The sequence below is a fragment of the Rhizobium phaseoli genome (assembly GCF_010668805.1).
GTDB lineage: Bacteria > Pseudomonadota > Alphaproteobacteria > Rhizobiales > Rhizobiaceae > Rhizobium > Rhizobium phaseoli_A.
On record NZ_WUFT01000038.1, the window covers coordinates 1 to 25,539 of the forward strand.

Genomic DNA, 25,539 nt, shown 5'->3' on the forward strand with positions numbered 1-25,539 from the left:
CCCCCCCGGCGCCTGCGGCGGAAACGCCGGTCGCGACCCTACCTGCAGTCGCCGCGCCGAAAATTGTCGCAGTCCATGACAACTTGAAGATTTCGACCGATACCGGCAGCGCCTATCACGGAAATCTTCTTGATAACGACACTGCTCTTAACGGGACCGTGCTGCTCCGCCGCTTCGGTGACAGCGCAGTCGATAAGCATGGCCTGACGCTGACAGGGAAATACGGGGTCATCCATGTCGAGAGCGATGGCGATTACACCTATACGGTAGACGTGACGAAACTCGCCGGTCTCAGCGGCAACGTCAGCGAATCCTTCCAGTACAAAATTTCTGACGGCGCTTCGCACATCGACACGGATTCGCTCGGTGTGTCCATCAATGTCGATGCACTCCATTCCAGCCAAGCCGCGCACCTGCTGGTCTGAAGCAGGGCCAATATGAGAGAGCGTCGGTCGGTCATCATCGTCCGACTGACGTTTCCGGCTTCAACGTTCGACCATGAATTGCCGCCGGCTATCGGAATGGGCTAAAGGATCGATGACAAAATATTTCATCCGTTCATAAGCAGAGCGAACTATAGTTTAAATTTATAGTTAACGCCAGAGTAAGCATCGTGTCTATTGCGCGCGACACGGCCATCGCTTTGAGCCGTAATTGGGCGGTTTGCGATTTTCACTTGCTTTGGCCGGTATATTTAGCGTAGCTTTAACGTAGAGTCCCTGAAATCGCGCGCGATAAATTAGTTTTTTGTTGGTCACTTTTCGGTGGGATTCATATAATAGGTATGGTCTTGCAAGCGGAACTTGGCACAGGTGCCGAGGGTCGAAAGGCAGTCATGTGATTGATCGGGCTTGATGGACCCGTAGCTGCAATGCACGCTCGTTTATTGGGCTTGTGTGCCATGTGGTAGGAGAGGATTATTTCGTGTTTCAGAGTTCAATAACCGATGTCAGCGAGCCGTCCCAAGCCTTGCGGAAGTGCAAGGGGGGGCTTATCTTCATTGGTATAGCTAGCGCGCTAATCAATATCCTCTACCTTACAAGTTCATTTTTTATGCTTGAGGTGTATGACAGAGTCATACCGAGCAAAAGCATACCGACGCTGGCTGCCTTGGCAATACTTGCGTTAACTCTTTACGCCTTCCAGGGAGCGTTCGAAGTTCTCAGGAGTAGAATGCTCGTGCGCGTTGCCGGTGCGCTCGACGAGATGATGAACGGACGTGTGTTCCGGGCACTGATCAAGGCGCCATTGAGGGTCAAAATCGGTGGCGACGGGCTTCAGCCGTTGCGCGATTTCGACCAGATCAGAACTTTCCTGTCCGGCATGGGCCCGACGGCGATGTTCGATCTGCCCTGGCTTCCCTTCTATATCGTGATCTGCTTCCTGTTTCATCCAGCGATCGGATATATCGCGATTGGTGGATCGCTGGTTCTGGCTATCCTGACGTTCTTGACCAACCAGGGAACGCGTACGGTCTCAAAACGGCAGTCCGACGCCGCCAATATGCGAAATGCCTTTGCGCAGACCTCGATCCGCAATTCCGAGGTCATTCACGCAATGGGAATGGCGGGCACCATGGCGGAAATCTGGGAACGTAAGAACGGGGAATACCGGTCCATCAACCGGCAAGCATCGGATGTCGGGAACGGCTATGCGACCCTGTCGAAGATTTTCCGTATCGCCTTGCAATCTGGAACGCTTGCGACCGGCGCGATCCTGGTCATTCAAGGGCAAGCCTCTTCAGGCATTATCATCGCAGGCTCTATTCTGACGTCTCGTGCGCTGGCCCCAGTGGAAGCAGCGATCGGAAATTGGCGCGGGTTCGTTTCTGCCCAGCAAAGCTGGGGACGGCTTGCAAACCTGCTGAAAACCATTCCGGAAATTCCGGCCCCACTCGCTCTTGCCGCCCCTTCCAAACAGGTTACGGTCGAGGGATTGGCAAGCGGGCCGCCGGCGGGCCAACGCCTGGTGATTTCCGATGTCAGCTTCGGGCTGAGAGCAGGAAGCGCACTTGGGGTTATCGGTTTCAGCGCCTCGGGCAAGTCATCTTTGGCGCGGGCAATGATGGGCATCTGGCCTACGGCCAGGGGGTCCATCCGCCTCGATGGCGCAGCACTCGACCAGTGGGACGGTGATGCGCTTGGCCGGCACATTGGTTATCTCCCGCAGGACGTCGAACTGTTCTCGGGGACCGTCGCACAGAATATCTGCCGTTTCGCGAAAGAGATGTCGCCTGAGACCGTGGTTGCCGCGGCGAGGGCGGCACGTGTTCACGATCTCATTCTTCGCCTGCCGAATGGTTACGAAACCGAAATCGGCGAAGGGGGTGCATCGCTTTCGGCCGGCCAGAGACAGCGTATCGCACTTGCAAGAGCGCTTTACGGCGACCCCTTCCTCGTCGTCCTCGACGAACCGAACTCCAATCTCGATGAAGAAGGCGAGCGGGCGCTAAGTGCGGCGATCATGAGCGTGCGTGCACGCGGCGGCATCGTCGTTGTCATCGCACATCGATCCGGCGTTCTGGCGGTGTGCGACTTCGTGTTGATGATGCAGGACGGCCGGATGATCGCATTCGGTCCCAAGGAGGAAGTTCTGGCAAGGGTCAGCCGGCCGGAAGCAGCTCGTACACCGATTGCCGAGCGCGTGGCTCAGCTCAAAGTCGTCGTCGACGGCATGAATGCGGCCGAATAGGCCGGAGGGAAAATTTTGAACAAGATTATCAGCGAATCCAAACGCTCCCTCAATCGTCATGTCGCCATTGTCGGCGTGTTGTCGCTAGCTCTCGTTTGCGGCATTGGTGGTTGGGCAGCAACGACGGAGCTTTCGAGCGCCGTCATCGGCGAAGGCGTGGTCGTCGTCAATGGCGATGTCAAGAAGATCCAGCACCTGACCGGCGGCATCGTATCGAAACTGCTGGTCTCCGAAAATGACCATGTGACGGCTGGACAGGTGTTGATACAGCTCGATGGCACGACGACGAAAGCACAGCTCTCGATCGTCGAGAGCACGCTCGCTCAACTTTATGCGCGCCGCGCCCGTCTGAAGGCCGAACGGATCGATGCCGGGTCATTCGATGTCGAGGAAAATATCAGTGATCTGACATCCAGCACCGCCGCGCGGGATCTGCTCGACGGCGAGACGAAGTTGTTCGATAGCCGCAGATCGGCTCTGATCGGAATGAAGAGCCAGTTGGCGTCGCGCAAGGATCAGCTGGGCGAGCAGATCAAGGGGTTGGTCGTTCAGATCAATGCGACCAATGATTCCCTGGGCCTGATCGAACAGGAGCTTGAGGGCGTCGATACGCTCTACAAGAAGGGGCTGGTCACGCTCCAGCGTTTGAATGCGCTCAAGCGCGCCCGCGCCGAACTCCAGGGCAATAGCGGCCAGGAAATTGCTGCAAAGGCTGAGGCCGAAGGCAAGGCAATCGAGATCGATCGCCAGTCAATCCAGCTGGACGAGGATCGTCGTTCTGAGATCGCAAAGGAACTGACCGACGTTGAGGCGAAGATCGCCGAAAATGAAGAGCGCCGCGGAACCGCTGTCGATCAACTGCGCCGTCTCGACATTACCGCGCCGCTCAGTGGGCGCGTTCACGAACTCTCCGTCCACACGGTCAATGGCGTCGTCAATCCTGGTGAGACGCTGATGCTCGTCGTTCCCGAAAATGACGATCTTACGGTTCAGGCGAAAGTGGCCACTCGCGATATCGACCAGGTTCACGTCGGCCAGTCCGTCGATCTGCGTTTCAGCGCCTTTGATCAGCGCACGACGCCCGATGTGCGCGGTGAGATCACTTCGATTGCGCCTGATATCGTCAAGGATGAGCGGACGGGCATCAGCTATTATCCGCTGCGCGTCAAGCCGGAGGCTGCAAGCATCGCGAAGTTGAAATCGATAAAGCTCTATCCCGGCATGCCGGCCGAAGTCTTTATCAAGATTGCCGACAGGACCGTCATCTCCTATCTGACGAAGCCGCTGACCGATCAGATGCAGCACGTATTTCGTGAGGAGTGATGACGGCTGGACCGCGTCGTTGCGAGCGTCGTGACATATGGTATTTCCGATCAGCGAGGCCGCATGAGGTCATAGCCGTGTCAAACCCGGCATGAGTGGTCGACTTCAGGAAATTGTCTCAAGCCTGCTGCAGCTTGTTTCAAGGAAGGACGCGTGACCTCTGGGCTCCGCCGAAATATGGTTTCTGCATGATACGTTTGCGGCTTTGGGGCGCAGTGCCAACTGAGAGACGATCGGGCTATGGTTGGCTTCTGCTTTCGGCGTGTCTGGTGATGCTCTCAACCCCCGATGGCGGTTATGCCGGAAATTCGCCGTCGATGAAAATAGTGGCCTTCGGAACATCTTTGACGGCTCGCGGGGGGTGGCAACCGTCTCTCGAGACGGCACTTGCAGCCTGCCTGCAAAGGCCGGTGACGGTCGAGAGCGTCGCAAAGAGTGGCGAGACGTCGCTATGGGCTCTCGCCCAGATCGATCGCGTTATTGCCGAGCAGCCGGATATCGTGCTGATCGAGCTTTATGCCAACGATGCGGCATTGCAGCGGTTTGTGTCGCTTGCGCAAAGCCGGAAGGATATAGGCGATATCCTCGACCGGCTTCGGCAGCGCCTGCCGCACGCGCGGATCATCGTCATGGCGATGAATCCGTTTTCGGGGCTGCGTGGCCTTATCCGCCCCTTTGTCGACAGTTACATCTCGGCTCATGAGGTGGAGGCGCAGAAACGCGGTCTGGAGTTTGTCGACCACCGGCCTAACTGGCAGCGTCTGACGTCGGGGGATCTGGCCGCGGCGATTCCTGATGGCGCCCATCCGCTGCCCGACATTGCTTCCAAAATCATCGTGCCGGAACTTGTCAAACATATCGCCGCCGGAAATTGCAAAGACTGAAGGATTCCTGCTTTGCGGATAAAGCGTTTCGCGATCTTTCAGATTCGCTTGTCACGCTTTAGGTCTTTGTTTTTACGCATGTCTTTATCGCAAAACCGCAGCACAGTTTTGCGGGATATGCTCTAGGGTCCGCGAGGGCTTGGGGTCAGACCGCCGCCAGATAGCCTCTAAGGTAGGTGACTAGCGAAGTCCGTCCAACCTCTGACGGGTCCTCGTGAGACGGGCTGTCCAGATCGTCGAGAAGATAGTTTTTGAGATCCTCGTCGGTATGCGCGACATAGATGCCCGGTCGGCCGGCGAGTTGGCCTACCGTGGCAAGCTGATGATCGTTTCGATGCTCGCCGAGCGAGGCCTGCCGGGGAACGAGAATGATCGGTTTTCCAAAACGTTTTGCGGTCAGCACCGTGCCAATTCCCGCATGCGAGACGATAACGCTTGCATCGAAAAAGACCCTATCGAAGTCCGCGGGCTCGATATTCTTGATCCATTTCATATTCTGTGGCGTGTAGGTGCCTTTGCCGATTTGCGCCAGAACCGGCTTGGAAAGTTCTTTCGCGAAAGTGTCGACTGCCTTGACGAGGCGGTCAAACGGCAGCTGCGTTCCGACGGTGACAAGGATCAAAGGACAGCTCCTGCGTAGTGGGGGCCATCCGGCCGCGACAAATGTTGCCATTGCGTCAGCCAGAGCGACGCGATGCGGCCAGCCAATTTTCCCGATAGGGAGAGCTTCTCGACATTGGCGACGCTATCGATCCAGATCGTCCGCTTGCCCGTCAGTTTGCCGGCAAGCAGGCAAAAAAGCCCGGGCGCCGCACCTGTGGAGATGACGACGTCGGGCCTGTGCTTGATAACGATGGCGAAGGCGCTGAAAAAGCACCGGATCGACATGGTAATCGAGTCGCGGCTGCAATCCGGAAGGACCAGGCCGTCGCGAATGTCGTATTTGGCAAGCAGCCCCGGGATGGTCGTTGCAAAGACGATATCGCAGCCCTCGAAAGCACTCCGCATGGCCATCAGCTGCTCCCAGTGGCCGCCTCCCGAGGAGGCAGCGAGAACCTTCAATTTTTTCTCAGTCATAGACTGGCATCTCCTATATTTGACCGACGGCAAGAGCTAAAACCATCTGGTTCAAACAGCATTTGTTTCATGATAGTTCAATAGAAGCGTACCATCCTTGGCCCGGTTGGTTGAAGTCTTGAACTTGATCAATGCCGCTACGCTTAATGATGTAGGTCGAAACATAGTAGGGGCCAGAACTTCTCCAAGAGCGCTACCGCAAACAATATCAGAGGGCGGCATTGGGCTTGTATTCCTGATAGGCATGTCCAAGAATCCCGTTAACCATGCCGGCGCCGCGCAGAACATGGGTGAGAGCCCGCATGCCCCAGTAGGGTGAAATCAAGATCGCCGGAAGCATGACCAGTCCAAGCACGACTCTCGTGGCGCCATAGGCGGCGCGATAAATCCGGCGCTTGAGGTTGCCATGCAGAACCTCGCTGACTGCGAAGGTATTGCCCAGCCGGTACTGTCTTTGCAACACCCATTTCCAGGTCATTCGGTTTGCCGGAACAATGTCATAGACAAGGGCCTTGTCAGCCCAGAAAACCTGCATGCCGCGGCGGATGGCCTGATTGAAGAAAAGATAGTCCGTGCCGCCGGTGAAGCGCATTTTCTCTTCAAAACGAAGATTCCACGAGCGGATCAGGGGATAGTCGAACATGACGTTATTGGAAGCCGCATAACCGATACGCTGGCCGTCCACATTCTTCTTGCGTTCGAATACCCTGGCCTTGATGAAATATTCCGGTGGGTTTTTCGGATAGACCGGCTGGACGGGGCCGTAGACGCAATCGGCGCGGTTTTTCTGGCGAGTCTCCAGCATAGCGTCCAGCCAGCCGTCGACCGGCCATTCGTCATCGTCGAGAAAGCAGAAGAGGTCTGTGCCCGGAGGTGCCGAATCCAGCGCGCGGTTGCGGGCAAAGGGGATGCCCTGGTTTTGCTCGACGACGTAGATCAGATCGTAGGCGCCTGTCTGGCCGAAGCTCTCCACAGTTGCCTTGGCGCTGCCGGCTGCATCATTGTCCACGATCACCATGGTGAGGTGAAAGGGGCGGGCGGGGTGCCTGATCTGACGTGTCATGACGTCAAGCAGCTTGGCGATCCCGTCCAGACGCCGATAGGTCAGCACGCCGACTGCGATCTTCAACGGCGCTGCGCTGGCGTCGGGGCCGGCAGCTGAATGCGGGAAAGTTTCTTGCTGGTTCACGACTGTCCCCTCCGCAGCATATTTCCCAGACGTTTGCGGGCCGCCATCAAGGCCAATTCCGTTGCGGCATCATCGCCGAACGGACCGCCCGCCACCGTGTTGCGCGCTTCGCTCCGGAGCTTCAGCAGCGATGTCGTTTCGGCAATGCCGCCGGCCACCAGGCTCTTGCCGAGCGCCTGCAGCCCGTCGTAGCGGCGTGCCAGTTCCAGCCCTGTGGCGATCATGATCCGCGGGCGCAGGGTCTTTGCCCTGCTTGTGCCCGTATAGCGGTTTGACGCATGAATGCGCTGAAACGTCAGCGGTGTTTCGACGATGGCGCCGCGGCCGAGATAGGCCGCGGCAAATTTTATATAATTGTCGCTGAGAACGACGTCGGTCGCGACGGACATCGGCAATATCTGGGAGAGCAGGCTGCGGCGGAAGCTCAATCCCGATGTCGGAACCGGAAGCGAAGGGAAGCCGCCATTGCGAAGCGTGTGCCGCTTGTCGAACAGCGTCACTTGAAGCTCTGCAGGAGGCGGGTCTTTTTCCTCGGTCGTCACCCGATCGAAACACCAGTCGATCTCGTTGCGATCGTAGATCTCGGCGATCCGTGCGAGTTTGCCGGGCAAGAACGCATCATCGGCATCCAGGAGAAAGAGGATATCGCCGCTTGCCGCCGCAAAGCCTGCATTGAAGCTCGACGCCTGACCACCGTTTTCCTTCAATATAGTCAGAATCCGTTCCCCGTAGGAGGCAAGAATCTCACGGGAATCGTCGGTCGACCCGTCGTCGACCACGATCACTTCGAAGTCCGGATAGGCCTGCGACAGAACGCTGTCTACGCATGGGCGTAGGTACTGACCGTAGTTGAAATTGTTGATTAGCACCGATAGCTTCAATGCGCGGCCTCCTGCGTCAGTTGAGCAGAACGAACGTCTGCCGACGCGTATCGACGAAGTCCGGCGCGGTACCCACGCATGTAGTAGTACTTCCAGATGGCCCAGAACCGCTTCTTCGATCGTGGCAAGGGATAAAGGAGAGCTGCCCGACCCGCCCAGCTGGCGCTCTCAATCCAGGTTCTCAAGGGAACTCCCCCGATCTTTACACCTTTGGGAATGTCCTCAGCGAAGAGCGCTGGCATCCCATAACCAAGACGTTCTCCACGTTTCTGCACCCAAGCCTCTGTAACGCTAGAGGCCGGAATCCAATGATGAACAACGGCTTCAGCGCAACGATACGTTTTCACACCGCTCCGGGACAGGCGGCTGACGATTTCCGTATCCTCTCCCATCGCAAAAAGACCGCCTGGGAGTGGGCCGATGTCTTCACGGAAACGAACGTCGCTGCCAAGCAAATCGCGACGCACCGTAGTGTTTGGACCCCAAATTTTCGTAGGGTCGCAAGGACCACAGGATTCTTGGTCGGCTATGGCGAAGGTTGATCCCATGGGGATCCACTCCAACAGCGGATCCCCTTGGGGATAATGCTCCCAGTTCGGAAGAATTCGCCCACCGAAGATGCCGAAATCAGGGTTGGCCTCAGCGCACGCAGTTATTGCACTCAACCAGTTCGCATCTGCCTCAATGTCATCGTCGGTAAAAACGATCAGCGTTCCCCGAGCTACTGCCAGTGCTGCGTTCATCGCTCCTGATTTTCCTGGGCGGGGGTGATCAACAACAAGCATCGGAAGCTTCTTCTCATATTGATCGAGAAGCTTATGGGTCTCATCTTTACTGTTGTTGTTCACGGCAATCAGTTCCCATTGTTCGAACGGGAGGTTTTGCCCCAGCATGGAATCCAGCATCTGTTGAAGCCGTCTACTGGCGCCGTTAAAGGACGAAAATATGACGCTAATTCTTGGATCCGTCATCAAAACCATCCGCCTGCTGAAGTGCGAAAAATCTGAGCCCTGCCTATATCGCTGGAGCCTCTCCTGTCGACGCTTCGGTCCAATACTGTCATTGGTCAGCACCAACCTTCGAGCCGATCGCACTATTTGACGTAGATCGCTGCTTGAGAAATTGGCGAAGGATCCCCTGTCTCACGGACTGTGCCCAGAGCAATTTGAAACGGACGCCACTTAGCGGAAATCCCTTCAAAACGAAGCTTGCCGGGGCCATGAGAAGCCATCGCAAAGCGCTACCGATCGGAAGACCGCTTATTTTCGTTTTTCCGTCGAACAGGTTTGGCCGAATGATAACCAAGCCCATGCCATAGCGCTCGCCACGCCGCAAAACCCAGCCTTCGTTCACATAGCCCTTCCTTACAATGTGGCGAACCCTGGGGCGCCGCGAATGATAGGCTCTGGCTCCATTCTTCTCTAGCCTCAGAGCGAAAGCGGTGTCCTCACCCATCGGAAATTGAGCGACAGTGGCGTCCGGACCGAGGCCGTCGTGAACTATATAGCCAGGACCTAAAATGGAACGGCGGAAGGCAGAATTCGGCCCTGATATCAATGCCGCGGAAATCGGCCCCTCGGGAAGGTCGTCATTTAGGGCATAAAGAATCCCCAGATGCCCATACTTCATCAACCACGGCTCAGGTCTTTCCTCCCATTCGGGCGCGATCAAGCCACCGAATATGCTGAACTGCGGCTGCTCATCTGCCAAGGTGAGAAATTGCTCGATCCAACTTGGTTCGGGAATGACGTCGTCATCAGTTAAGATAACAAGTTCGCCCTCCAAATGGCGGAAGCCCGAAGTCAATGCGTGTTGCTTGCCCTGCCTGGGCTCAAAATAAACCTCTAACGGAAGTCGATTTTGATAGGACTTCAAGACTTCCATCGTTTGGTCTTGGCTATTGTTGTCGACAGCAACGATCTTCCATTCGTCCTTCGGCAAGGTTGAAGCGCATAATGCATCAAGCATCGTTGGCAGAGTCTTCGCGCCATTGTAAGTAGAGAAAAGTATTGTAATCTTGACTTTGCTCATTTCATGCTCCGAACGCCGTTGTATTCCATAAGCAGTCACGCTTTCGGACGGATCGATTTGTTGTGCGGATTCGGTTCACGCCTTGCCAAAGAATTCGCGCCTGTAACCGCCCCCAACCATCCTCAGCTTACGAAAATTGCGCAACAAGCGTCTGGGTTTTAGAAGTACGCCGCGATTCAGGAAGTATTGCCGCATCAGACTCGGCGCTCGGCTGTGCGAGCCGCCGTGCGCAACCCGATAGACGGCGCCTCTGAATGGAAGTTTGGCCAGCGGCGATCCACGTTGCGCAAGGATATTCGCAATGCGCACATGGCTGCCCAGCATCGATTTGATCCAATCGAGCGACGCATCCTCAAACCGCAGCGGTACTTCATAGAGATCGGCACGAATGATCAGAGATGTACCACAAAGATGGCTGAAGTCGTCGTGGCCAAGCAGGAAACCGCCACCATCGTCCCAGATGTAACCCTGGTCGATCATCCACCCATTGGCATCTCGGTTTTCCGATACGTGTTGAACGATCCGGGAGCTGACGAAATCATCGTCATCAACAATCATGAAAAAGCGGCTGTCTGCCGCATTCAACATGCCGCTGAGAACACGCCGGCCTTTGTCAGCCCGGAAGGCATCGAGGAAGTCCTCCTTGCTACCTTTTCCGAGTTCGTGCATGTCATTCGGTGGAAACGTCACGCGAACGGCGGAAAATTTTTCCGGCAGATCAGGCAGATCGGCGCCTTCGTTCGCCACGATGATCCCGCGCCAGTCCCCATTGGTCTGATTGGAAATGGAGGCCACTGTCTGGCTGAGATTAGCCTTCAGTTTGGCCCAATCGCGGGCATTGTCCTGATGTCTGACCGGTATAATGAAGGTGACGAGTGGCATCGAATTCTCCCTACGCCCGCAAGCTCACAGCTTCTTTTCGACCGGCATGGTCAATCGCCGCCTGGTGACGCGCCCATTCGATCCCATCGTCGAGCGAGGTTGCCTTGTATGAAAGATCCGTTCCGCCGGAGAAAGCATTCATGAAGCGGCGAATTTTTCCGTAGCTGTTGTCCAGCACGGCGTGGGGGCGGCCGAGCAGCAAGGAGCAAATATGGACGTGCAGACGATCGGTGACGATTGCGCGAGCACGCGAGATCTGACTGATGCCGCGCTCGAAACGGTTATGCGCCGCGGCGTCCAACCTCCGCAATGCAACTTCGCTTGGCTTCAATGCGAGATAGGCCGACGCCACTCCGAGCTTCTTGGCGATATCCACCTTCCGTTTTGACTCCGTGATCCAGTCTTCCACAGGGATTTCGGAAGGAATGTTGCGATCGGTGCCGCCGACCCGTTCTGCGTCCTCTCTCAGCATGGCGAGAACGGGAATCTGGGTTGCCCTGTCCGGAAGTGGGCCGATGGCAAAGGCCATATCCGGGCATAGCCGTACGGTGCAGTCGAAGTGTTTCTCGGAAAATTCCTTCGATTCTTCATCGCGCACGAGCAGCACGAAATTCTTGTGGCGACCGATTGCCCGTTTGGACTGCTCGATGCGCTCAGGCGAACTATAGTGGATCGACTGTGGGAACTGGATGATTTGCCGATCGGGAAAACGCTCCATGATCGCTTCTCGGAAATCCTGGTGGGCAACCCAGATATCGCCGAAATTGCCGCCGCCGTGAATGAAGATCGGGCCCGTGGGAACTCGCCGTTTCAGTTCTTCGGCTGAGAAGTCGTGCAGCCTGGAAACATAGTCGGGGCGTTTGCCGAAGCGATCCTTGAGATAGGCCATCTCACCCAGCCAGATCGCCGAGTCGCCGCAATTGCGGATGTCGGGGAAGTCTAGGATCGCGAGCGGCTCGTCGCGCGAGACATAGTCCTTCAGGCAATCATGGATCATGCCATTGAGTTTTGAGATCAGCTCAGATCTGGATAGGCTGGTCATTCTGCCTCACTTGTTAATGTTCGTTTTAGCTTTAAGCCGACTTGGGAACGGCCATACGTTTGGCTTTTGACAGGAACTTGGCAAAGATACGCTGAACTTCGGTTTCCGGGCCATTTGGCTTGTTCATTGCGAGCCAAAGGACAAAGCTGGAGCCGACATAGAGAATACCGCCCGTGATGACCAGAATGGCCAGGTGAAGGGCCAAGGCCAGCTTGTCGACGGGAGCGCTCATGACATGCGACAATCCCCAGATGCCGGCGGCCATCAGAGCGACGCTGGCAAGCGCGCGGAAGTTTGCCGCGAGCTGCTGGAAGAACGGCAGATTGATCAAGCGCTTGACGAGAAGCATGTTGACAACTGTGGAAATCAGCCCCGTCAACACGCGCGCATAAACGACGCCAGGAAGCCCGGCCATCATCAGACCGGCGATAATGATGGGAATGCGAACCACCAGCATTTGCGTGTCGCGGATAAACAGCATCTTGGTGTGGCCCTTCGCCATGCCCAAGGGCTGGACGAGCGAGCCAAGGGTCTGCAAGGCGAAAACCGATGCGAGTGCCTGGACGATGAAGATCGCAGGAGCCCACTTCTCTCCCAACGCAAGCCGCATCATCGGATCAGCCACAACCGCCATGCCGATTCCGGCCGGAAGCGCTACCGCAGCCAGCAGGGCCTGTGCGCGCTGATAGGCTGCGACAAGCCGGACCGGGTCGTTCCGGACTTTCGAAAAGCCCGGATAAATCGTCTGATTCAACGGCGCGGTAGCCTCGCGCGTCGGCAGCGTCGAAAGAGTATTGCCGACCGTATAGTGGCCAAGCTGCGTGGCGCCCAGCATCTTACCGATCAGCAGATACTCGATCCGCCAGTTCAGTGTGTTGACGATCTGGCCGGCCGTCAGCCACACCGAGAAGGAAAACAATTCGCGGGCATGGCGGAAGGTTATGCGCGGCCAGAACGGCAAAACGGTGTAGGACACGATGATATTCGTCACCTGATAGGCAAGGGTGCCGATGACGAGAGCCCAATAGCTCTGGTAGATGGCGGCAATTGCCACCGTCACGACGAAACCAACCAGCTTCTGCGAGACGTTCAGCACGAACTCCTGCCAGAAGATGAGATCGCGCTGGAGCATGACGCGGCGGGGATTGGCGAGACCGCTGAGGAGCAGGCTGAAACTCAAGGCAAGCATCACGCTCGTCAAACGAGGTTCATTATAAAACTCGGCGATAGGATAAGCGCTAGCAGCAAACACCAGCGCCAATATCGCGCTTCTCGTTACGCTTAATGTCCAAACCGCACTGAAGTGAGTTTCGTCGGGAGATTCATGGCGAATAAGCGCTTGACCAAGCGAAAGTTCGGTGACGGAGCTCAAGATGACCTGGATCGTTGTTGCAATCGCGACGAGACCGAAGTCGGACGGCACGAGGTACCACGCCAGCACAAAAGTGCTGAGCGCGGAAAGCGCGTTGACGATAGCGCGGGACAGACTCAGCCATATGCTGCCCCGGATCATGCGGTCGGCTACATTCTTCATAAGCGATCGGCTCCATACGTCGTGGGCTTCGAGCATCGAAGCGGGCTGATCACCCGCCGAAAACACTTGTGCACCTTGCCGGAGCAGAGTGGGGTGATGAAGTTAGAAAGCATCATGCCTTATGCCTCGTCACGAAAGCGATTGCGACCTCAAAGGGCGCTTGCCGTTTTCTTGGAAAAATCCTGCTTCAGCCGGCTCAGCTCGACCAGCATTCTTTCGTGTGCTCTTACAATAGCCTCATCCGTGCTGAGCTGGCCCGGCTTCTCTGCAACCCGCTGTAATGTCTTGACTGTCGATCCGAAGACATAATTGCCGGTGACCTGCAGAATGCGGCGGCGGCGAAACGTTATGTTCTTCCAAAGATAGCCATGCTTCCGCACCCGCGACGCTCCTGCTTCGACGAGGTTTGACGGGCCGATCGGGTCGAAATCGATCTCCAGATCGAGCGCGCTAGCCCAATCATGCCACTTGGCTCGATTCTCAAGGGCAATCGGGCGGATCGCCCGCCATGGAACGCGAAGCGCGTCTGATATAATGCAGCCATGCATCGCTTCCGAGACGACTTTATGTGATGCGCTGATTTCGGTCAGAACTTTTTCCACCGACCAGCGCGGATCGATGTAGTGGATACCGGCGAGATCGCAGACCTTATCCCAGCTGCCGTGCATGGCGCTTTCATAATGCGGCATGAACGAGACGGGATAACGCTTCTCGACGCTTTTTGCATCCCAGCAGCTGCGTGTGAGGATGCCCGAATCACCCATGGCGTAGCTCGGATCGATGCCGAGGATCTCGGCGGTCTTCTTTCCGCGCACGAAATAGAATGTCCAGTTGCGATCGACTTTCGGCGGGTTGGTATAGCCGCCATAACCCGAGCCGAAGACAATCTTCTGCATGTTCGGATCGAAATTGTCGTAGAGGATCGAACCGATTCCGAGAAAGAGCTGACCTTCGTCATCGTCGAAGAAGCCGGGCAGCAGACGCTCCCAGAGCCAATGGTTGAGTTCGTCACCGAAATTCTCGTGTTTCCCGCGGTAGGCAAACATCTTCATCGTGCTTCTCCAGTCGGCAAGTGCTTGACGATCGAAACCGTCTCATCTTCGCGTGCCATGCGTCCGTAACGCGAGATGATCTCGATATCGCTGCGGATTATCTTTGCCGGATTGCCCGCGACGAGCGAGCGCGGCGGAACACTCTTGGTCACCACCGAGCCCGAGCCGATGACGCATTCGTCGCCGATTTCAACACCGGGCAGAATGATGCTGCGGGCGCCGATGAAGCAGCGTCTGCCGATTCTCGTGTGAAGATAGAGCCCGCGCGTGAGGTCGTGGGTCAGGATCGCCGCCTCAAAGGCGACATAGGTTTCCGCACCGATGTGCAGCCCCTTCGGGTTGGTCTTGTCGAACCGCACGCTCAGGGAAAAGCTGGCCGTCGGATCGATGTCCATTCCCCAGAACTTCGTATAGTAGAGCCATTTGGCCTTCACAATTCCGTTCCGCAGCGGCCGAAATACGTTCAGTCCCCACTTCGGCTTTTTTCCTGTCTGCACCATCAAGTCCGACCCCGGCTGGAAAATTCGTCTAGCACGGAACTGTAATAGTCCTCGAGCATCCCCGTCTGACGACGTAAGTCAAAGCGCTCGGCCACCAGAAGCGGTGCCCGCGCGCTGAAGGCTGTCCACAGGGCCTGGTCATTGAGCAGCCTTCCGACTGCTTCGGCCATTCCTGCGACATCCCGCTCCTCCACGAGATAACCAGTTTTCCCCTCTTCGATCGCTTCGCCCACGCCTCCCGAGCGAAATGCGACGACCGGAGTTCCCACGGCTTCAGCCTCGAGATTGGCGAGGCCGAATGCTTCAGCGTGACCATTATCGAGGGTCACGCTTCCATGGAGATAAAGCTCCGCACTGGCGAGCAGATCCCTTATCTCAGTCTGCGACAGATTTTCATGGATCGTGACGCTTGGCAAGGAACGACGCGCCAGCGCCTCGATTTCCTCTTTCAGCGGTCCCTGACCCACCATGACGAATTCGACCGGGGTGCCGGTCGCCGCCACGCGCGACAGCGCGTCGATCATGAAGCGGTGGCCCTTATAGTCGACGAAGCGGGCAATGGAAACCACCAGCCCTTTTTTTCGCGGGCGCGGCTCCATTTTGAAGAGATCGAGATCGATGCCGATATGATGGCGATAGACGCGGTCGGCGCGAAAGCCGAGTGCCAGCAGCCGGTCGCGGATGAAATCGGAAACGGCGATATTCCAGCTGTTCCAGCCGGCCATCTCGCGCCGGCCATTGGCGAAGAAGCGCACCTGGTTAAAGCCGCCCGGCTTTTTCGGGTCACCGCCATAGGTGGCGTCGAAACCATGGAATGTCGTGACCAGCGGCTTGCGGGCGGCGCGCGCCAGGGGACCGATGACATAACCGTTCTTGCCGAAATGGGCGTGAACCAGATCGGCTTGGCCGATCGCCGGAAAGAGAAAGGGAAGGCCGATCTGCGGAATTTTCAGAAGCAGTTCGCCGGCCCGCGCAACGGGAGACCGACGGATGTCATGAACCGGGATAGTGGATTTTTTGGTGTGGGCGGACGGAATTCGCGAGCCGGCAAGAATTTCAGCTTCGAAAGAACGAAATGCTACCGCCTGATTGAGAACAAATGCCTGGCTGGCAGGCAAAAATTTTTCCACGTAAATAACGGCTTTTCTCATGAATCTGTCGACGTCTCCGTTGTCTTGCCCATCACATCGCCTCTATTGCCCGCCTGATGCCATCAACCGCACTTCTCGGCGCATTGTTGTCGTCATAAAGATTAACGCGCTTTGCGCAGGCTGCGTCCGGAGCGGCTTCGTTCTCAACGCGCTCGCCGTATTTTTCCGACATGCCCCATACCGTCACGCCTTTCAAGTCGCCACGCTCGGCCGCCACAGTGATCACATCACCGAAAATATCCGCGTATGACGTCGGCGAAAAGCCTTTGTCGCGGTTTAGGAACTGGCAGGACGCATCAAGCTCGGTGATGAACACGCCGACACCCATGTCCTTCAGCGCCGCGCAGAACCGTCCCATTCCTTCCGGGTCGATCCGGTCGAGGCCGGGGCGGAAATGCGCCTGCAGCCCCACCGCATTGATCGGCGATTTCCGGGCGACGAGATCCTCGACGATTCTCAGAATACGCGCGCGCTTCTGTTCGAACACGTCGGATTTCTTCTCCAGATGCGTTTCGTTCAGCACCAGCATTGCGCCGGGATTTGCCTCATGTGCCATATCGAAGCTCATACGGATATAGTCGTCGCCAAGAAGGCGTTGGAAAACACAATCTCGCAGATCCGGCCCATCATATTCCAACGGCTCGTTCACCACATCCCAAGCGTCGATTGAGCTCTTATAGCGAGTGACAACCTGTTTTATGTGACGGTTCATCGTCGCCTGAATCGTCTTCGCGTCGGTGATCTCGGACACCCACTCCGGGACGCGATACCAGATCAGCGTATGGCCATAAACCCTCATGTTGTTTTTTTGCGCAAATGCAACCATCCGATCCGCATTCCTGAAACTGAAAACACCCGGCCTCGTTTCCGTTGCATTCCACTTCAGTTCGTTTCGCGGCGTTATTGAATTGACGTTGTCGATGTAGATCTCGGAAGCTACTGGATCGCTGATATTTTGCAGGTCGATTGCCGATCCGAATCGGAACGCCTTGCCGTCGGCAAGGGCGCGCAGCCCTCCCGCTGAAGGCGCCTGTGCCAGGACGTGGCTCGCATTGGCATACAACAGGGCGAGCGGAACCGAGGCGAGGAAACGTCTTCTGTTCATTTTATCTCTCACTGTTGGCTTTTTTGATGTCCGCGGCCAAATTTAGAGGGCCAGGCTCGTTGGCAACGCGACATTCGCGTTCAATTCAGCGGAGTAATTCAACCCTAAATATACTTTCGCCGCAGGCGATATTGTCAGTATCTGCTAGACTTTTCAGCAGGTTCCACGATATAAACTGTTCTGGAGGGCGCTCGTGATGGAAGATTGGTTTAGCTATCTGATGAGCAGTTTTCATATTGCATTGCAAAATGCAGTTTTTTTTATGACGACCATTCGAAACGATCTGTTTCTTCTCGATATCCGACAATTCTCGGCGCTCGTTTTCGGTGTCATCGGCGTCATTTTTCTGTTGTTCGCAGCGCTTGTCAGGCTGTCGGGGCGGCTGCGTCGATCGGAGGCCGTCATTCGGTCGCTGAATGAAGACCTTGCGCAAGTCATGCAGGATCTCAATGTCGAGCGTGTCTGGCGCTTGGCGGGCGGAGACAGCACCGAAAGGCCGAGTGCGGACAGTTTGAAAGAGCTCTACAAGATTTTGGACAGGCATCACGACGATGCAGGTTACATGGCGTGAGAAGTCGGCGCAGATCTCAGCAGACCTCAGAGCATGATGCCGAAAAGTGTGGACGGTTTTCTTATGACATCCTGTTCTAACGCGGATGTTCCTGACTTTCTGCCGGCGCCTTGGCATCTGCAGGAATGGATTCCGATGCCGGCCGCAGGTCGGTCCCGATCGTCGGTTCCGGCGATCGAAGCCATGCTCTGTCGGAAAAATAGTTTCTCGTTCTTTTCTGGGGTCCCGAAGTGGCATCTAGGGCCAGCGTAAAATTATACCGCCCAGGATTGAGCACCTCGCGGCTGAAGTTGATGCTGGCTCCAAAGCCGTCTTCCTTGATGTCCCTCAGATTCTTGATCGCGTTCAGCGTCTCGTGAAAATCCAGCCATTGCGGTTGCCGCAACATGGTTTCGAAAATTCGCAGAATGTTGGGATCGAGCTGACCATTTTGATCCGTCTCGGGATTGATGATTTTCACCCGCATATTGATGATCGCGCCGGCGGAGTCGCCGCGAACGATGACGAATATGGAGCTCGGAAGCTGATCCCTCTCCTGCTTGCCGCCATGCTCGAAAATGCATTCGAATGTATCGGCGTTAAAGCTTGCCGCCGCCCAATCGCTGGTTTCGATGCCGGCATTGCGCAGCGCCGCACACATTGCAGGCCCGGATATCCGCCATGTCCGGAGAAAAGTCGACGCAGTCTGTGCCACCGGCGGTTCGATGATATGCAATGGAAACGTGAAGGTAGCCGGCGGCGTCGGGCGGGGAAGGGCTTTGGGAGGAGGCGGTTTGATTTCAGCGGGGAAGAGATCGAAGCCAAAGTAATGGCCCACCGTCTTCAAGTGTTTCATATCGTTGGAAAGAAACACCGTTCCCATGACCAGCGAGAGGGAAATCGTCAGCAGCAGCCAGAAGACCACGGGTATCTTCCGTTTTCCCACCGGCTGTTTCGCATTTGCGGACGACGAATTCTCAGGCAAGCTTGTCTTCTCCGGTGCGAGAAGGGTTTCGATCGGGCTGTCTAAATCCAGCAGTATACATTTATCCGTTAAATATCTTTGGCTTCGTGTCGGCAATTGGGCGCCTTCCTGGCTCACCATCAGAAGGACGCGACAGATTTTAGCCGGGGGCGGGCCACCATTTCAATCTGGAATTGCTCACGTAGCCACGGAGCCGCACAGTGACAGGCAACAAATGCATCGCTCTTCTCTAAAGTAATAATTCACACATTCCTTTAGAGGAATGATATTTATGGTAGTTTATTTTTATTTATATTTTAAAAATTGAAACTATTATTGTTTATCCATCAGGCAATTGAAATGTATTCTACATAATTATTGTTTGCACGTAAATTTACCATATTTATCGCGCGAAAGTTTTATTTTTTATTTTAAAATCACAGATTATATTTTGATTGCAGCTGCGATTTGGCGGGTTTCAACAAAATTTTCGGCGTATTCTTCGATAGGGTTTGCCGCGCAATCGCCGAGGGGGAGGGACATGTCCGTCGAGCTGGATGCAACTACCTATGTTCACGCCAAACCGACAACCGCGCATTCCTATATCTTGCCTGCCGTGCTCGATGCGCTGGAGAGCCATTTCGACGGTTCTGCGAAAAACGACGTTTTTGATTTGGGATGTGGTACTGGCGGGGCAGCCGCTGCTCTTGCGGACAAGGGTTATTATGTCGTTGGCGTCGATCCTTCCGGCGACGGCATTGCCAAGGCCAATATCAACTATCCCGACCTGCCGCTGAATATCGGCTCGGCCTATGACGATCTTTCTCGGGAATACGGCACATTCAATGCCGTCATCAGCCTGGAGGTGGTCGAGCATGTCTACGATCCGAGGGCATTCACCTCGACGCTGTACGATCTTGTCAAGGTGGCATCGCCGTAATATCGACGCCCGATCACGGTTATCTGAAGAACCTTGCTCTGGCTGCGCTGGGGAAAATGGACGATCACTTCATGCCGTTGAAGGATCATGGGCATATCAAGTTCTGGTCGAAAAGCACCCTGAGCACGCTGCTGCTGGATGCGGGTTTCGACAATGTCCATTTTGAATATGTCGGAAGGATTTCCGTTTTGGCCAAGTCGATGATCGCCGTCGCTCAAAGGCCTCTTTAGAGTCGGCGTCGAAGTGGCGCCGATTTCGAACAGCATTCGTCCATTTCGAGTGTGCGACAGAGCGCGGTATGCATCCGCGCCAGGGTATGCGTTGAAATAATCCACAGGTTGTTTTTACTGTGTGCAATGCTGAAAAAAAGTCCTTACCAAATATTTACTTTTAGTTGCATTCTTGCTTAAACTCTCCATTATACAGCTGGGCGTGCTGATGAGGTGGGAGACTTATTCACATGAAGGCTAAATCCCCGAATTCGATCGACGTCTATGTTGGCAACCGCGTGAGGGTCCGGCGAAAAACGCTCGGGATGACCCAGCACGGTTTGGCCGAACTTCTGGGCATTACCTTCCAGCAGATCCAGAAATACGAAAAAGGCACGAACCGAATAGGCGCCAGCCGTCTTCAGCGCATATCCGAGATTCTTCGCGTGCCCATCGGCTTTTTCTTCGAGAACGACGGTTCCGGGCCGATCGAAGGCGAGACGAGCGAATTGAACAAGTTTTTGTCCTCGAAGGAGGGGCTGGCGCTCAACAAGGCATTCATCGCCATCGAGGATCCGAATATCAGGCAAAAACTGGTGGCATTGGCAAAAAGTCTGGCCGTTGCGGGATTCTCTGACATCGACGGTGAGTTGCATGATCCGGTTTTAAACGGCTGAGGACGGATCGTGTTTCATCTGGAGACGTTCGGCGATCTGCGGTTGAGAACAATCATCATAGGGATATCTGCCGAGGCAGAGGCGGTCGTTTCGGCGGCACAGGTGCTTCCCGCCACGTCGACGGCTGAGGCGGTATTCTGACAGGCCGGGCCCACTATTCCGACAGGATCATGTCGCCGGGGGAAACTCTTTCCCGTGTGGAACCTTTTTTGGCCAGATTCGGCATTACCAGAGTTGCGCGACATACCGGATTGGACGACATCGGAATCCCTGTCTGGTGCGCGTATACCCCGAATTCGCGGTCGATCGTGATTGCGCAGGGAAAGGGTCTCACCGATCTGGACGCCAGGGTATCCACCGTCATGGAAGCGCTCGAACGGGCGGTCGCCGGCGAGCCGTTCGTCAAGCTCGTTTACGCTTCCTCCTCTCGCCTGCAGGCGATGGGCTGCGAGGTCGACAGGTTGAGCTGCCTGACCGCCGTCCATAAACACGATCTCGGGCCGGATGACGAGACGGAATGGGTTGCCGGCGTCAATATCCTTAGCGGCGGCGAGATCCACGTTCCCTTCGAAGCGGTGGTGCTCGACCGGACGCGTGATGCGCGATACTGGATGTCGTCGGATGGCCTGGCTTCGGGAAACAATGCCGAGGAGGCAATCTTTCATGGCGTCCTGGAGCGTATCGAACGCGACGCCTATGTGTTGTGGCAGGTCGGCAGGGAGGCCGATCTTTATGCCGGCTGCGTCGATCCCCGCGGCTTTGGAGATGGCGCCCTCAACGAGCTAATCGACAAGATCGAAGCATCGGGATTGGCGCTCAGGCTGTTCGATATCACCAGCGACATCGCCATCCCCTGCTTCACCGCCATGCTGGGTCCCGGGGAGCCTGTTCTGGCCCCCAGGAAATTTCGCGGCGGCACGGTTCTTTGCCGTGACAGGGACATTCGCCTTATCGAAGTAACCGGCGGCACCGGGGCGCATCCGCTCCCGGTGCGCGCGGCTATCCGCGCGGTGACGGAAGCCGTGCAATCCCGGCTGACCCATATCAGCGGCGCCAGGGATGATATTTCGCCTGCAACTTTCTCGAGATCCCTCCCGCCGCTGATGCGGCGAGCCTTCGATGCGGTTGCCGCACCGCCTGCCGTCCTCCATCGTGACGGCGCGGCAGGCGGCCGGCAACAGGATCTGACGCATCTGCTGCAACATGTGCTTGACGCCCTGCGCAGCAGAGGGATTGCTTCGGTCATCACAGTGCGCCTCAGCGACGACACGCTTCCCTTCAGCGTCGTCAAGGTTGTTATCCCTGAGCTCGAAAATCCGGAGGGGGAGCGTGCCCGGCGATTTGGGGCAAGGGCACTGGCCAAGGCGATAGGGCTTTGAAGATCATTTTCGCAGGTCCCAGTCTTCCCGATGCCGCGTTGCTTGCCGGCGAGGCGATCCGCGTCCTGCCGCCTGCCGTGCAAGGCGATGTCCTGGCCCAGGTGGAGCAGGGCGCCAATGTCATCGGCTTGATCGACGGCGGCTTCGAATATGCCGCACCGGTCTGGCACAAGGAAATTCTCCATGCTCTCTCGCTTGGCGTGGCCGTCCTTGGGGCAGCAAGCATGGGCGCCTTGCGGGCTGCGGAATGCCATCCGTTCGGGATGATCGGGATCGGTCGCATTTTCGAGGACTATCGCTCCGGCCGGCTGGTCGACGATGCCGCCGTCGCACTCATCCACGCGCCGAGCGCGCTGAGCAGCAAGCCGCTGACGATACCGCTCGTCAATGTCAGCGCCACGCTCGATGCGATGGAGGATCGCGGGCTGCTGGCAGCTGGGTTGCGCCAAAAGCTCGAAGATGCCGCAAGCGCGATCTTTTTCAAGAAGCGGACCTGGCGGGCGATCGTCGAGCAATGTGCTGACATGGCCGAGCCCGGTCGTCCGCAATTGCTGGCGGCCCTTGTTTCGAATTCCGTCGATCAAAAACGTATCGACGCGCTGGAATTGCTGAAAGCCGTGCAGGACGCCCGTGACACCCGCTCGAACGCCGATCCGCCTTGGAAACTGCATGAGACCTCGTTCCGGACGCGACCTACGCCGTGAATCGATGGCGGCAATGTCACCGGGGGTTGTGTCACGCTTTTTTCACGGGCTCAAACACCTATGCGCGCGTATCATTGCTTCAATTCGTTGGAGAAATGCTCATGGGCGTGACATCGATTGCCAAGGCAAATGCAGACCAAGGGGCGGAAGATGGTCTGAACGAACTCATCGCGCTGGCGCGGATGATTGCCTACGCGCGACAGGTCGCTGCCGATGTTAAGCTGCAATTCGCGACGAATTGCCTCGATCTGGCGCTCGAGGCGGTGAAGCAGGAGGTGGGGGAAGGCTTCACCAGGGAACTGGCCGAATTGAGCTCGCCGGTTCCGCAAGTGAGTGTGAGCTGTCACTAAAACAAACGACTGGAGCGGTTCTGCGCTTCCATAACAGTTGAACCGCTTAATGCCTGTCGCCCGGAAGTGTCCCGCGTTCCGGGTGATATGCATTAGACAAAGGACATAATGCGCGTCGCTCGACGCGATGCGTCACGCCTTCAAACTCACGCATAATCGCGAAAATCAACATCGATTTTCGCGATCATGTTTGTACTGTTATGGAGGTGGCGCTCGCGGAACCATTCGATCCCTTCGTGGGGGGAGATAACGGGCTCAAGCTCACGCCTGGGGCAAATCCATCTCAACTGCTGTTTGGACAGGTTCGGCTTGTTGGGGCTGCGGATGGTCGACGCGTCGTTCAGGATCTGCCGGAAACGATCCGCTGGACGGTTACAAGCGAAGAGTTACAGTCTCCTCGACGTTGCTTCCGGGCAGGGAAGCGGCGCGAATTCGCGTTCACACGTCTCTTGCGCGACCGGCCGGTCGACGGCCGATCCCTGATCTCAATGAGTCAGATTGCGCTTCTGGGCCAGTAGTAAAATGTAATCGTCGGCAATGTCTGCGATGGCCATTGCGACTTCCGCCGGATCGCACCCCTCGACCCTCGTATTTGCAATGAACTGATAAACCGCCTTCTCGATCTGCTTCCGGCAGATCATCACGCGTTCATCGTAACCAAATTCCGGAATATGCGATGCCATATCACTCATCAGATCGGCTCCCTCACTACTTACAGTGACCATGACACAAATTATAAGTTGAGCAAGCAAATGCTTTATGAAGGGTTAATTCCCTGTCGAAGTGCGACCATTTCGACACAGGTTTGGCATACCATAAGACCTTCCGGTGCGCTGAAACAAGACGGGGTCTAGGGGTGCCGGACGTGTCGTGCCGAAAGGATCCGGCATGGGGCCGACGCCACGGCATGGCGCAGCTATCGCAATCAGAGGGTCTCGGAGCCGCTGCACCGAATTGTGAAATCGACGGACCGGTTGTTCCCAACTTGAGCGGCTCATTCGTTGTCCTTCGTACGGTGTAACCATCTGATTCTACGATATATCGAGCCATCGTACATCTCCCCTTCCATCATTCCGGTGATCCTAAGTTGAGCGGCACCTCTCGGGCGCGCGCCATCATCTCCATGATTGTCAGGGCCTTCAACTGCGATCCCGTCGGCGGTATGTCCGTCAGGTTGTCGGGCGGCTGTGGGGAACGGTTCCAGCCGATTTTCTGGAAACCGAAACTGAGTGCCGGCGGAGATTAAAGACAGAGTAAACTGCAACTGATCATCGCGGCGATCAAGACAAGTTTTATCAAAAGATTAAATAATACGTTTCAGGCGGAGGTTGCATTTAGATATCAATTAAAAGACGAATAAATCATAGATGCAATGATCACGATATATATTCAAATAATAGTCTAAGTAACTTTATTATTGTCTATCGTGCGCCTATAGCGACCGTGTTACATGCCAGGACCGACGAATTTACGTTCGTATGGAGACAATGCAGATGCCGACAGTAAAATATAGCTTCTAATGCGGGTGGGCGAGCAACGTAACCGCCATCCTCATTCGAAAATGTGAGCTTGTCTCATCGCGCGTATCTCCAGCGGGCGATATCACTCTTCGATCCAATATTTTTGCGAGGCCGGCATGGGCAACAGCAATTGCTGCGGCCTTCCAAAAGCAAAGTCGAGGACCCGCCGGGGTGGTTGACGGGTCCTCCCGTAGGAATGCTTGCACAGTGCGTAGATATAATCGCAGTTAATTCATATATTGTCACACGTCATTATTGGGGTGATTATACTTTGTGTAAATTACTACTTTAACTATGGTCCATCGACGTAGTATCATTCAAAGGGTGGCCGAATGGAGAGCTCACTCCAACGGGCATTTTCAACCGCCCATCATTTTTCGGAGCAGGCGGCGACTGTGCCTTTGCTGCCTGCGGTCAGCCACGCAACACCGGGTCCGCAACCAAACCTCCTGTATCAACTTGATGATGATGAGAGATCTGTAGATCGCATTTCGGGCCGCCTCAGCCGGCGAGAATGCCGATCAAGCAAGTGAGCATACCGTTTGATCCACCGCAGATGCGAGGCCTGAGCGATGCGGAACGGAGTACTATTGTCGCCAAACAGGCAAACCTTCTGATGGCCGCGGCCGGCGTCGCGGGGAAGGAGGCGAGCAAGGACGAGCAATAATCTCATTCCCGCCACGGTGCTGAAGTGCTAGGCGGGATGGATACAGATCAGCTTCCTCACAGGGTAGATGGTAACCGTCCTTCTGGCAGCGCGCGTCGCTTTTGCGCCGGTGACCTGCCACTGAATTTTCATCCGGCGGCGATTAGAGCCTCGGCGGTTTTGAATACGCCAAGTGGCGCGGTGTGAGCAACCGGCGGAAACGCGAAGCTTTCATCTCGCGCAGCGTTGGAGCCGGTT

24 protein-coding genes and 1 pseudogene are annotated in these 25,539 nt (G+C 56.0%); 10 read left to right on the forward strand and 15 right to left on the reverse strand.

Annotated elements, in window-relative coordinates:
* From GR197_RS30605 to GR197_RS30620, 4 genes are all read left to right on the forward strand, one after another.
* Positions 1-425: Ig-like domain-containing protein (locus GR197_RS30605; RefSeq protein WP_204330479.1), on the forward strand; the 425-nt coding region annotated here is incomplete at its 5' end.
* A 499-nt stretch (positions 426-924) separates the two neighbouring features.
* A complete protein-coding gene (locus GR197_RS30610) occupies positions 925-2,691 on the forward strand; it encodes a type I secretion system permease/ATPase (protein ID WP_164016359.1) in 1,767 nt (588 codons plus the stop codon).
* Positions 2,692-2,706: 15 nt separating this feature from the next.
* On the forward strand, positions 2,707-4,014 hold the full coding sequence (locus tag GR197_RS30615) for an HlyD family type I secretion periplasmic adaptor subunit (RefSeq protein WP_164016361.1): 1,308 nt from the start codon (positions 2,707-2,709) through the stop codon (positions 4,012-4,014).
* Positions 4,015-4,202: 188 nt separating this feature from the next.
* Positions 4,203-4,898: an SGNH/GDSL hydrolase family protein gene (locus tag GR197_RS30620; RefSeq protein ID WP_164016363.1), complete on the forward strand. Its 696-nt coding sequence runs from the start codon at positions 4,203-4,205 to the stop codon at positions 4,896-4,898.
* Positions 4,899-5,043: 145 nt separating this feature from the next.
* On the opposite strand, the gene GR197_RS30625 is transcribed toward GR197_RS30620, so the two are convergent.
* The 13 genes from GR197_RS30625 to GR197_RS30685 form a co-directional block, all read right to left on the reverse strand.
* Positions 5,044-5,520, reverse strand: a complete 477-nt coding sequence (locus GR197_RS30625; RefSeq protein ID WP_164016365.1) for a glycosyltransferase — start codon at positions 5,518-5,520, stop codon at positions 5,044-5,046.
* Positions 5,517-5,975: a glucuronosyltransferase gene (locus GR197_RS30630; RefSeq protein ID WP_164016367.1), complete on the reverse strand. Its 459-nt coding sequence runs from the start codon at positions 5,973-5,975 to the stop codon at positions 5,517-5,519. The genes GR197_RS30625 and GR197_RS30630 overlap by 4 nt, the downstream gene beginning before the upstream one ends.
* Before the next feature lie 208 nt (positions 5,976-6,183).
* Entirely contained in the window at positions 6,184-7,164 is a 981-nt protein-coding gene (locus tag GR197_RS30635) for a glycosyltransferase (protein ID WP_164016369.1), read from the reverse strand.
* Positions 7,161-8,045 (reverse strand): glycosyltransferase family 2 protein, encoded by an 885-nt coding sequence (locus GR197_RS30640; RefSeq protein ID WP_164016371.1) that lies wholly within the window; start codon positions 8,043-8,045, stop codon positions 7,161-7,163. The genes GR197_RS30635 and GR197_RS30640 overlap by 4 nt, the downstream gene beginning before the upstream one ends.
* The gene (locus tag GR197_RS30645) at positions 8,042-9,016 is read right to left on the reverse strand and encodes a glycosyltransferase (RefSeq protein WP_204330480.1); all 975 of its coding nucleotides are present in this window, start codon (positions 9,014-9,016) and stop codon (positions 8,042-8,044) included. Before GR197_RS30645 ends, GR197_RS30640 begins: the two co-directional genes overlap by 4 nt.
* An 88-nt stretch (positions 9,017-9,104) precedes the next feature.
* Positions 9,105-10,076, reverse strand: a complete 972-nt coding sequence (locus tag GR197_RS30650; RefSeq protein ID WP_164016375.1) for a glycosyltransferase — start codon at positions 10,074-10,076, stop codon at positions 9,105-9,107.
* A 75-nt stretch (positions 10,077-10,151) separates the two neighbouring features.
* Positions 10,152-10,958, reverse strand: a complete 807-nt coding sequence (locus GR197_RS30655) for a glycosyltransferase family 2 protein (RefSeq protein ID WP_164016376.1) — start codon at positions 10,956-10,958, stop codon at positions 10,152-10,154.
* A 10-nt stretch (positions 10,959-10,968) separates the two neighbouring features.
* A complete protein-coding gene (locus GR197_RS30660) occupies positions 10,969-12,000 on the reverse strand; it encodes a polysaccharide pyruvyl transferase family protein (protein WP_164016378.1) in 1,032 nt (343 codons plus the stop codon).
* A gap of 31 nt (positions 12,001-12,031) precedes the next feature.
* The gene (locus tag GR197_RS30665; RefSeq protein WP_164016395.1) at positions 12,032-13,534 is read right to left on the reverse strand and encodes a lipopolysaccharide biosynthesis protein; all 1,503 of its coding nucleotides are present in this window, start codon (positions 13,532-13,534) and stop codon (positions 12,032-12,034) included.
* A 149-nt stretch (positions 13,535-13,683) separates the two neighbouring features.
* Positions 13,684-14,586, reverse strand: a complete 903-nt coding sequence (pssM, locus tag GR197_RS30670) for an exopolysaccharide glucosyl ketal-pyruvate-transferase (protein ID WP_164016380.1) — start codon at positions 14,584-14,586, stop codon at positions 13,684-13,686.
* The gene (locus tag GR197_RS30675; protein ID WP_007630830.1) at positions 14,583-15,086 is read right to left on the reverse strand and encodes an acyltransferase; all 504 of its coding nucleotides are present in this window, start codon (positions 15,084-15,086) and stop codon (positions 14,583-14,585) included. Before GR197_RS30675 ends, pssM begins: the two co-directional genes overlap by 4 nt.
* Entirely contained in the window at positions 15,086-16,237 is a 1,152-nt protein-coding gene (locus tag GR197_RS30680) for a glycosyltransferase (protein ID WP_164016382.1), read from the reverse strand. The genes GR197_RS30675 and GR197_RS30680 overlap by 1 nt, the downstream gene beginning before the upstream one ends.
* 31 nt (positions 16,238-16,268) lie before the next feature.
* Positions 16,269-17,342 carry an endo-1,4-beta-xylanase gene (locus GR197_RS30685; RefSeq protein ID WP_164016384.1) on the reverse strand — a complete coding sequence of 358 codons (1,074 nt, stop codon included), beginning with the start codon at positions 17,340-17,342 and terminating at the stop codon, positions 16,269-16,271.
* A 196-nt stretch (positions 17,343-17,538) separates the two neighbouring features.
* On the opposite strand from GR197_RS30685, the gene GR197_RS30690 reads away from it, so the two are divergent.
* On the forward strand, positions 17,539-17,913 hold the full coding sequence (locus GR197_RS30690; protein WP_164016397.1) for a hypothetical protein: 375 nt from the start codon (positions 17,539-17,541) through the stop codon (positions 17,911-17,913).
* A gap of 76 nt (positions 17,914-17,989) precedes the next feature.
* On the opposite strand, the gene GR197_RS30695 is transcribed toward GR197_RS30690, so the two are convergent.
* Positions 17,990-18,877 (reverse strand): DUF6030 family protein, encoded by an 888-nt coding sequence (locus tag GR197_RS30695; RefSeq protein WP_164016386.1) that lies wholly within the window; start codon positions 18,875-18,877, stop codon positions 17,990-17,992.
* A gap of 520 nt (positions 18,878-19,397) precedes the next feature.
* Between GR197_RS30695 and GR197_RS30700 the strand changes: the two are divergent.
* The 5 genes and pseudogenes from GR197_RS30700 to GR197_RS30720 all read left to right on the forward strand — a co-directional run bounded on the left by GR197_RS30700 (position 19,398) and on the right by GR197_RS30720 (position 23,115).
* Positions 19,398-20,126: pseudogene (locus GR197_RS30700) on the forward strand (methyltransferase domain-containing protein).
* A 130-nt stretch (positions 20,127-20,256) separates the two neighbouring features.
* Positions 20,257-20,682 (forward strand): helix-turn-helix domain-containing protein, encoded by a 426-nt coding sequence (locus GR197_RS30705; protein WP_164016388.1) that lies wholly within the window; start codon positions 20,257-20,259, stop codon positions 20,680-20,682.
* 170 nt (positions 20,683-20,852) lie between these two features.
* Positions 20,853-22,061 carry a YcaO-like family protein gene (locus GR197_RS30710; protein WP_164016390.1) on the forward strand — a complete coding sequence of 403 codons (1,209 nt, stop codon included), beginning with the start codon at positions 20,853-20,855 and terminating at the stop codon, positions 22,059-22,061.
* Positions 22,058-22,765 carry a TfuA-like protein gene (locus GR197_RS30715; RefSeq protein ID WP_164016391.1) on the forward strand — a complete coding sequence of 236 codons (708 nt, stop codon included), beginning with the start codon at positions 22,058-22,060 and terminating at the stop codon, positions 22,763-22,765. Before GR197_RS30710 ends, GR197_RS30715 begins: the two co-directional genes overlap by 4 nt.
* A 101-nt stretch (positions 22,766-22,866) precedes the next feature.
* Complete coding sequence (locus tag GR197_RS30720) at positions 22,867-23,115, forward strand: hypothetical protein (protein ID WP_164016393.1); 249 nt, start codon at positions 22,867-22,869, stop codon at positions 23,113-23,115.
* A 485-nt stretch (positions 23,116-23,600) separates the two neighbouring features.
* Here the strand turns inward: GR197_RS30720 and GR197_RS30725 are convergent, their stop codons facing one another.
* Positions 23,601-23,807 (reverse strand): hypothetical protein, encoded by a 207-nt coding sequence (locus GR197_RS30725; RefSeq protein ID WP_007630845.1) that lies wholly within the window; start codon positions 23,805-23,807, stop codon positions 23,601-23,603.
* Between the last annotated feature and the right edge of the window lie 1,732 nt (positions 23,808-25,539).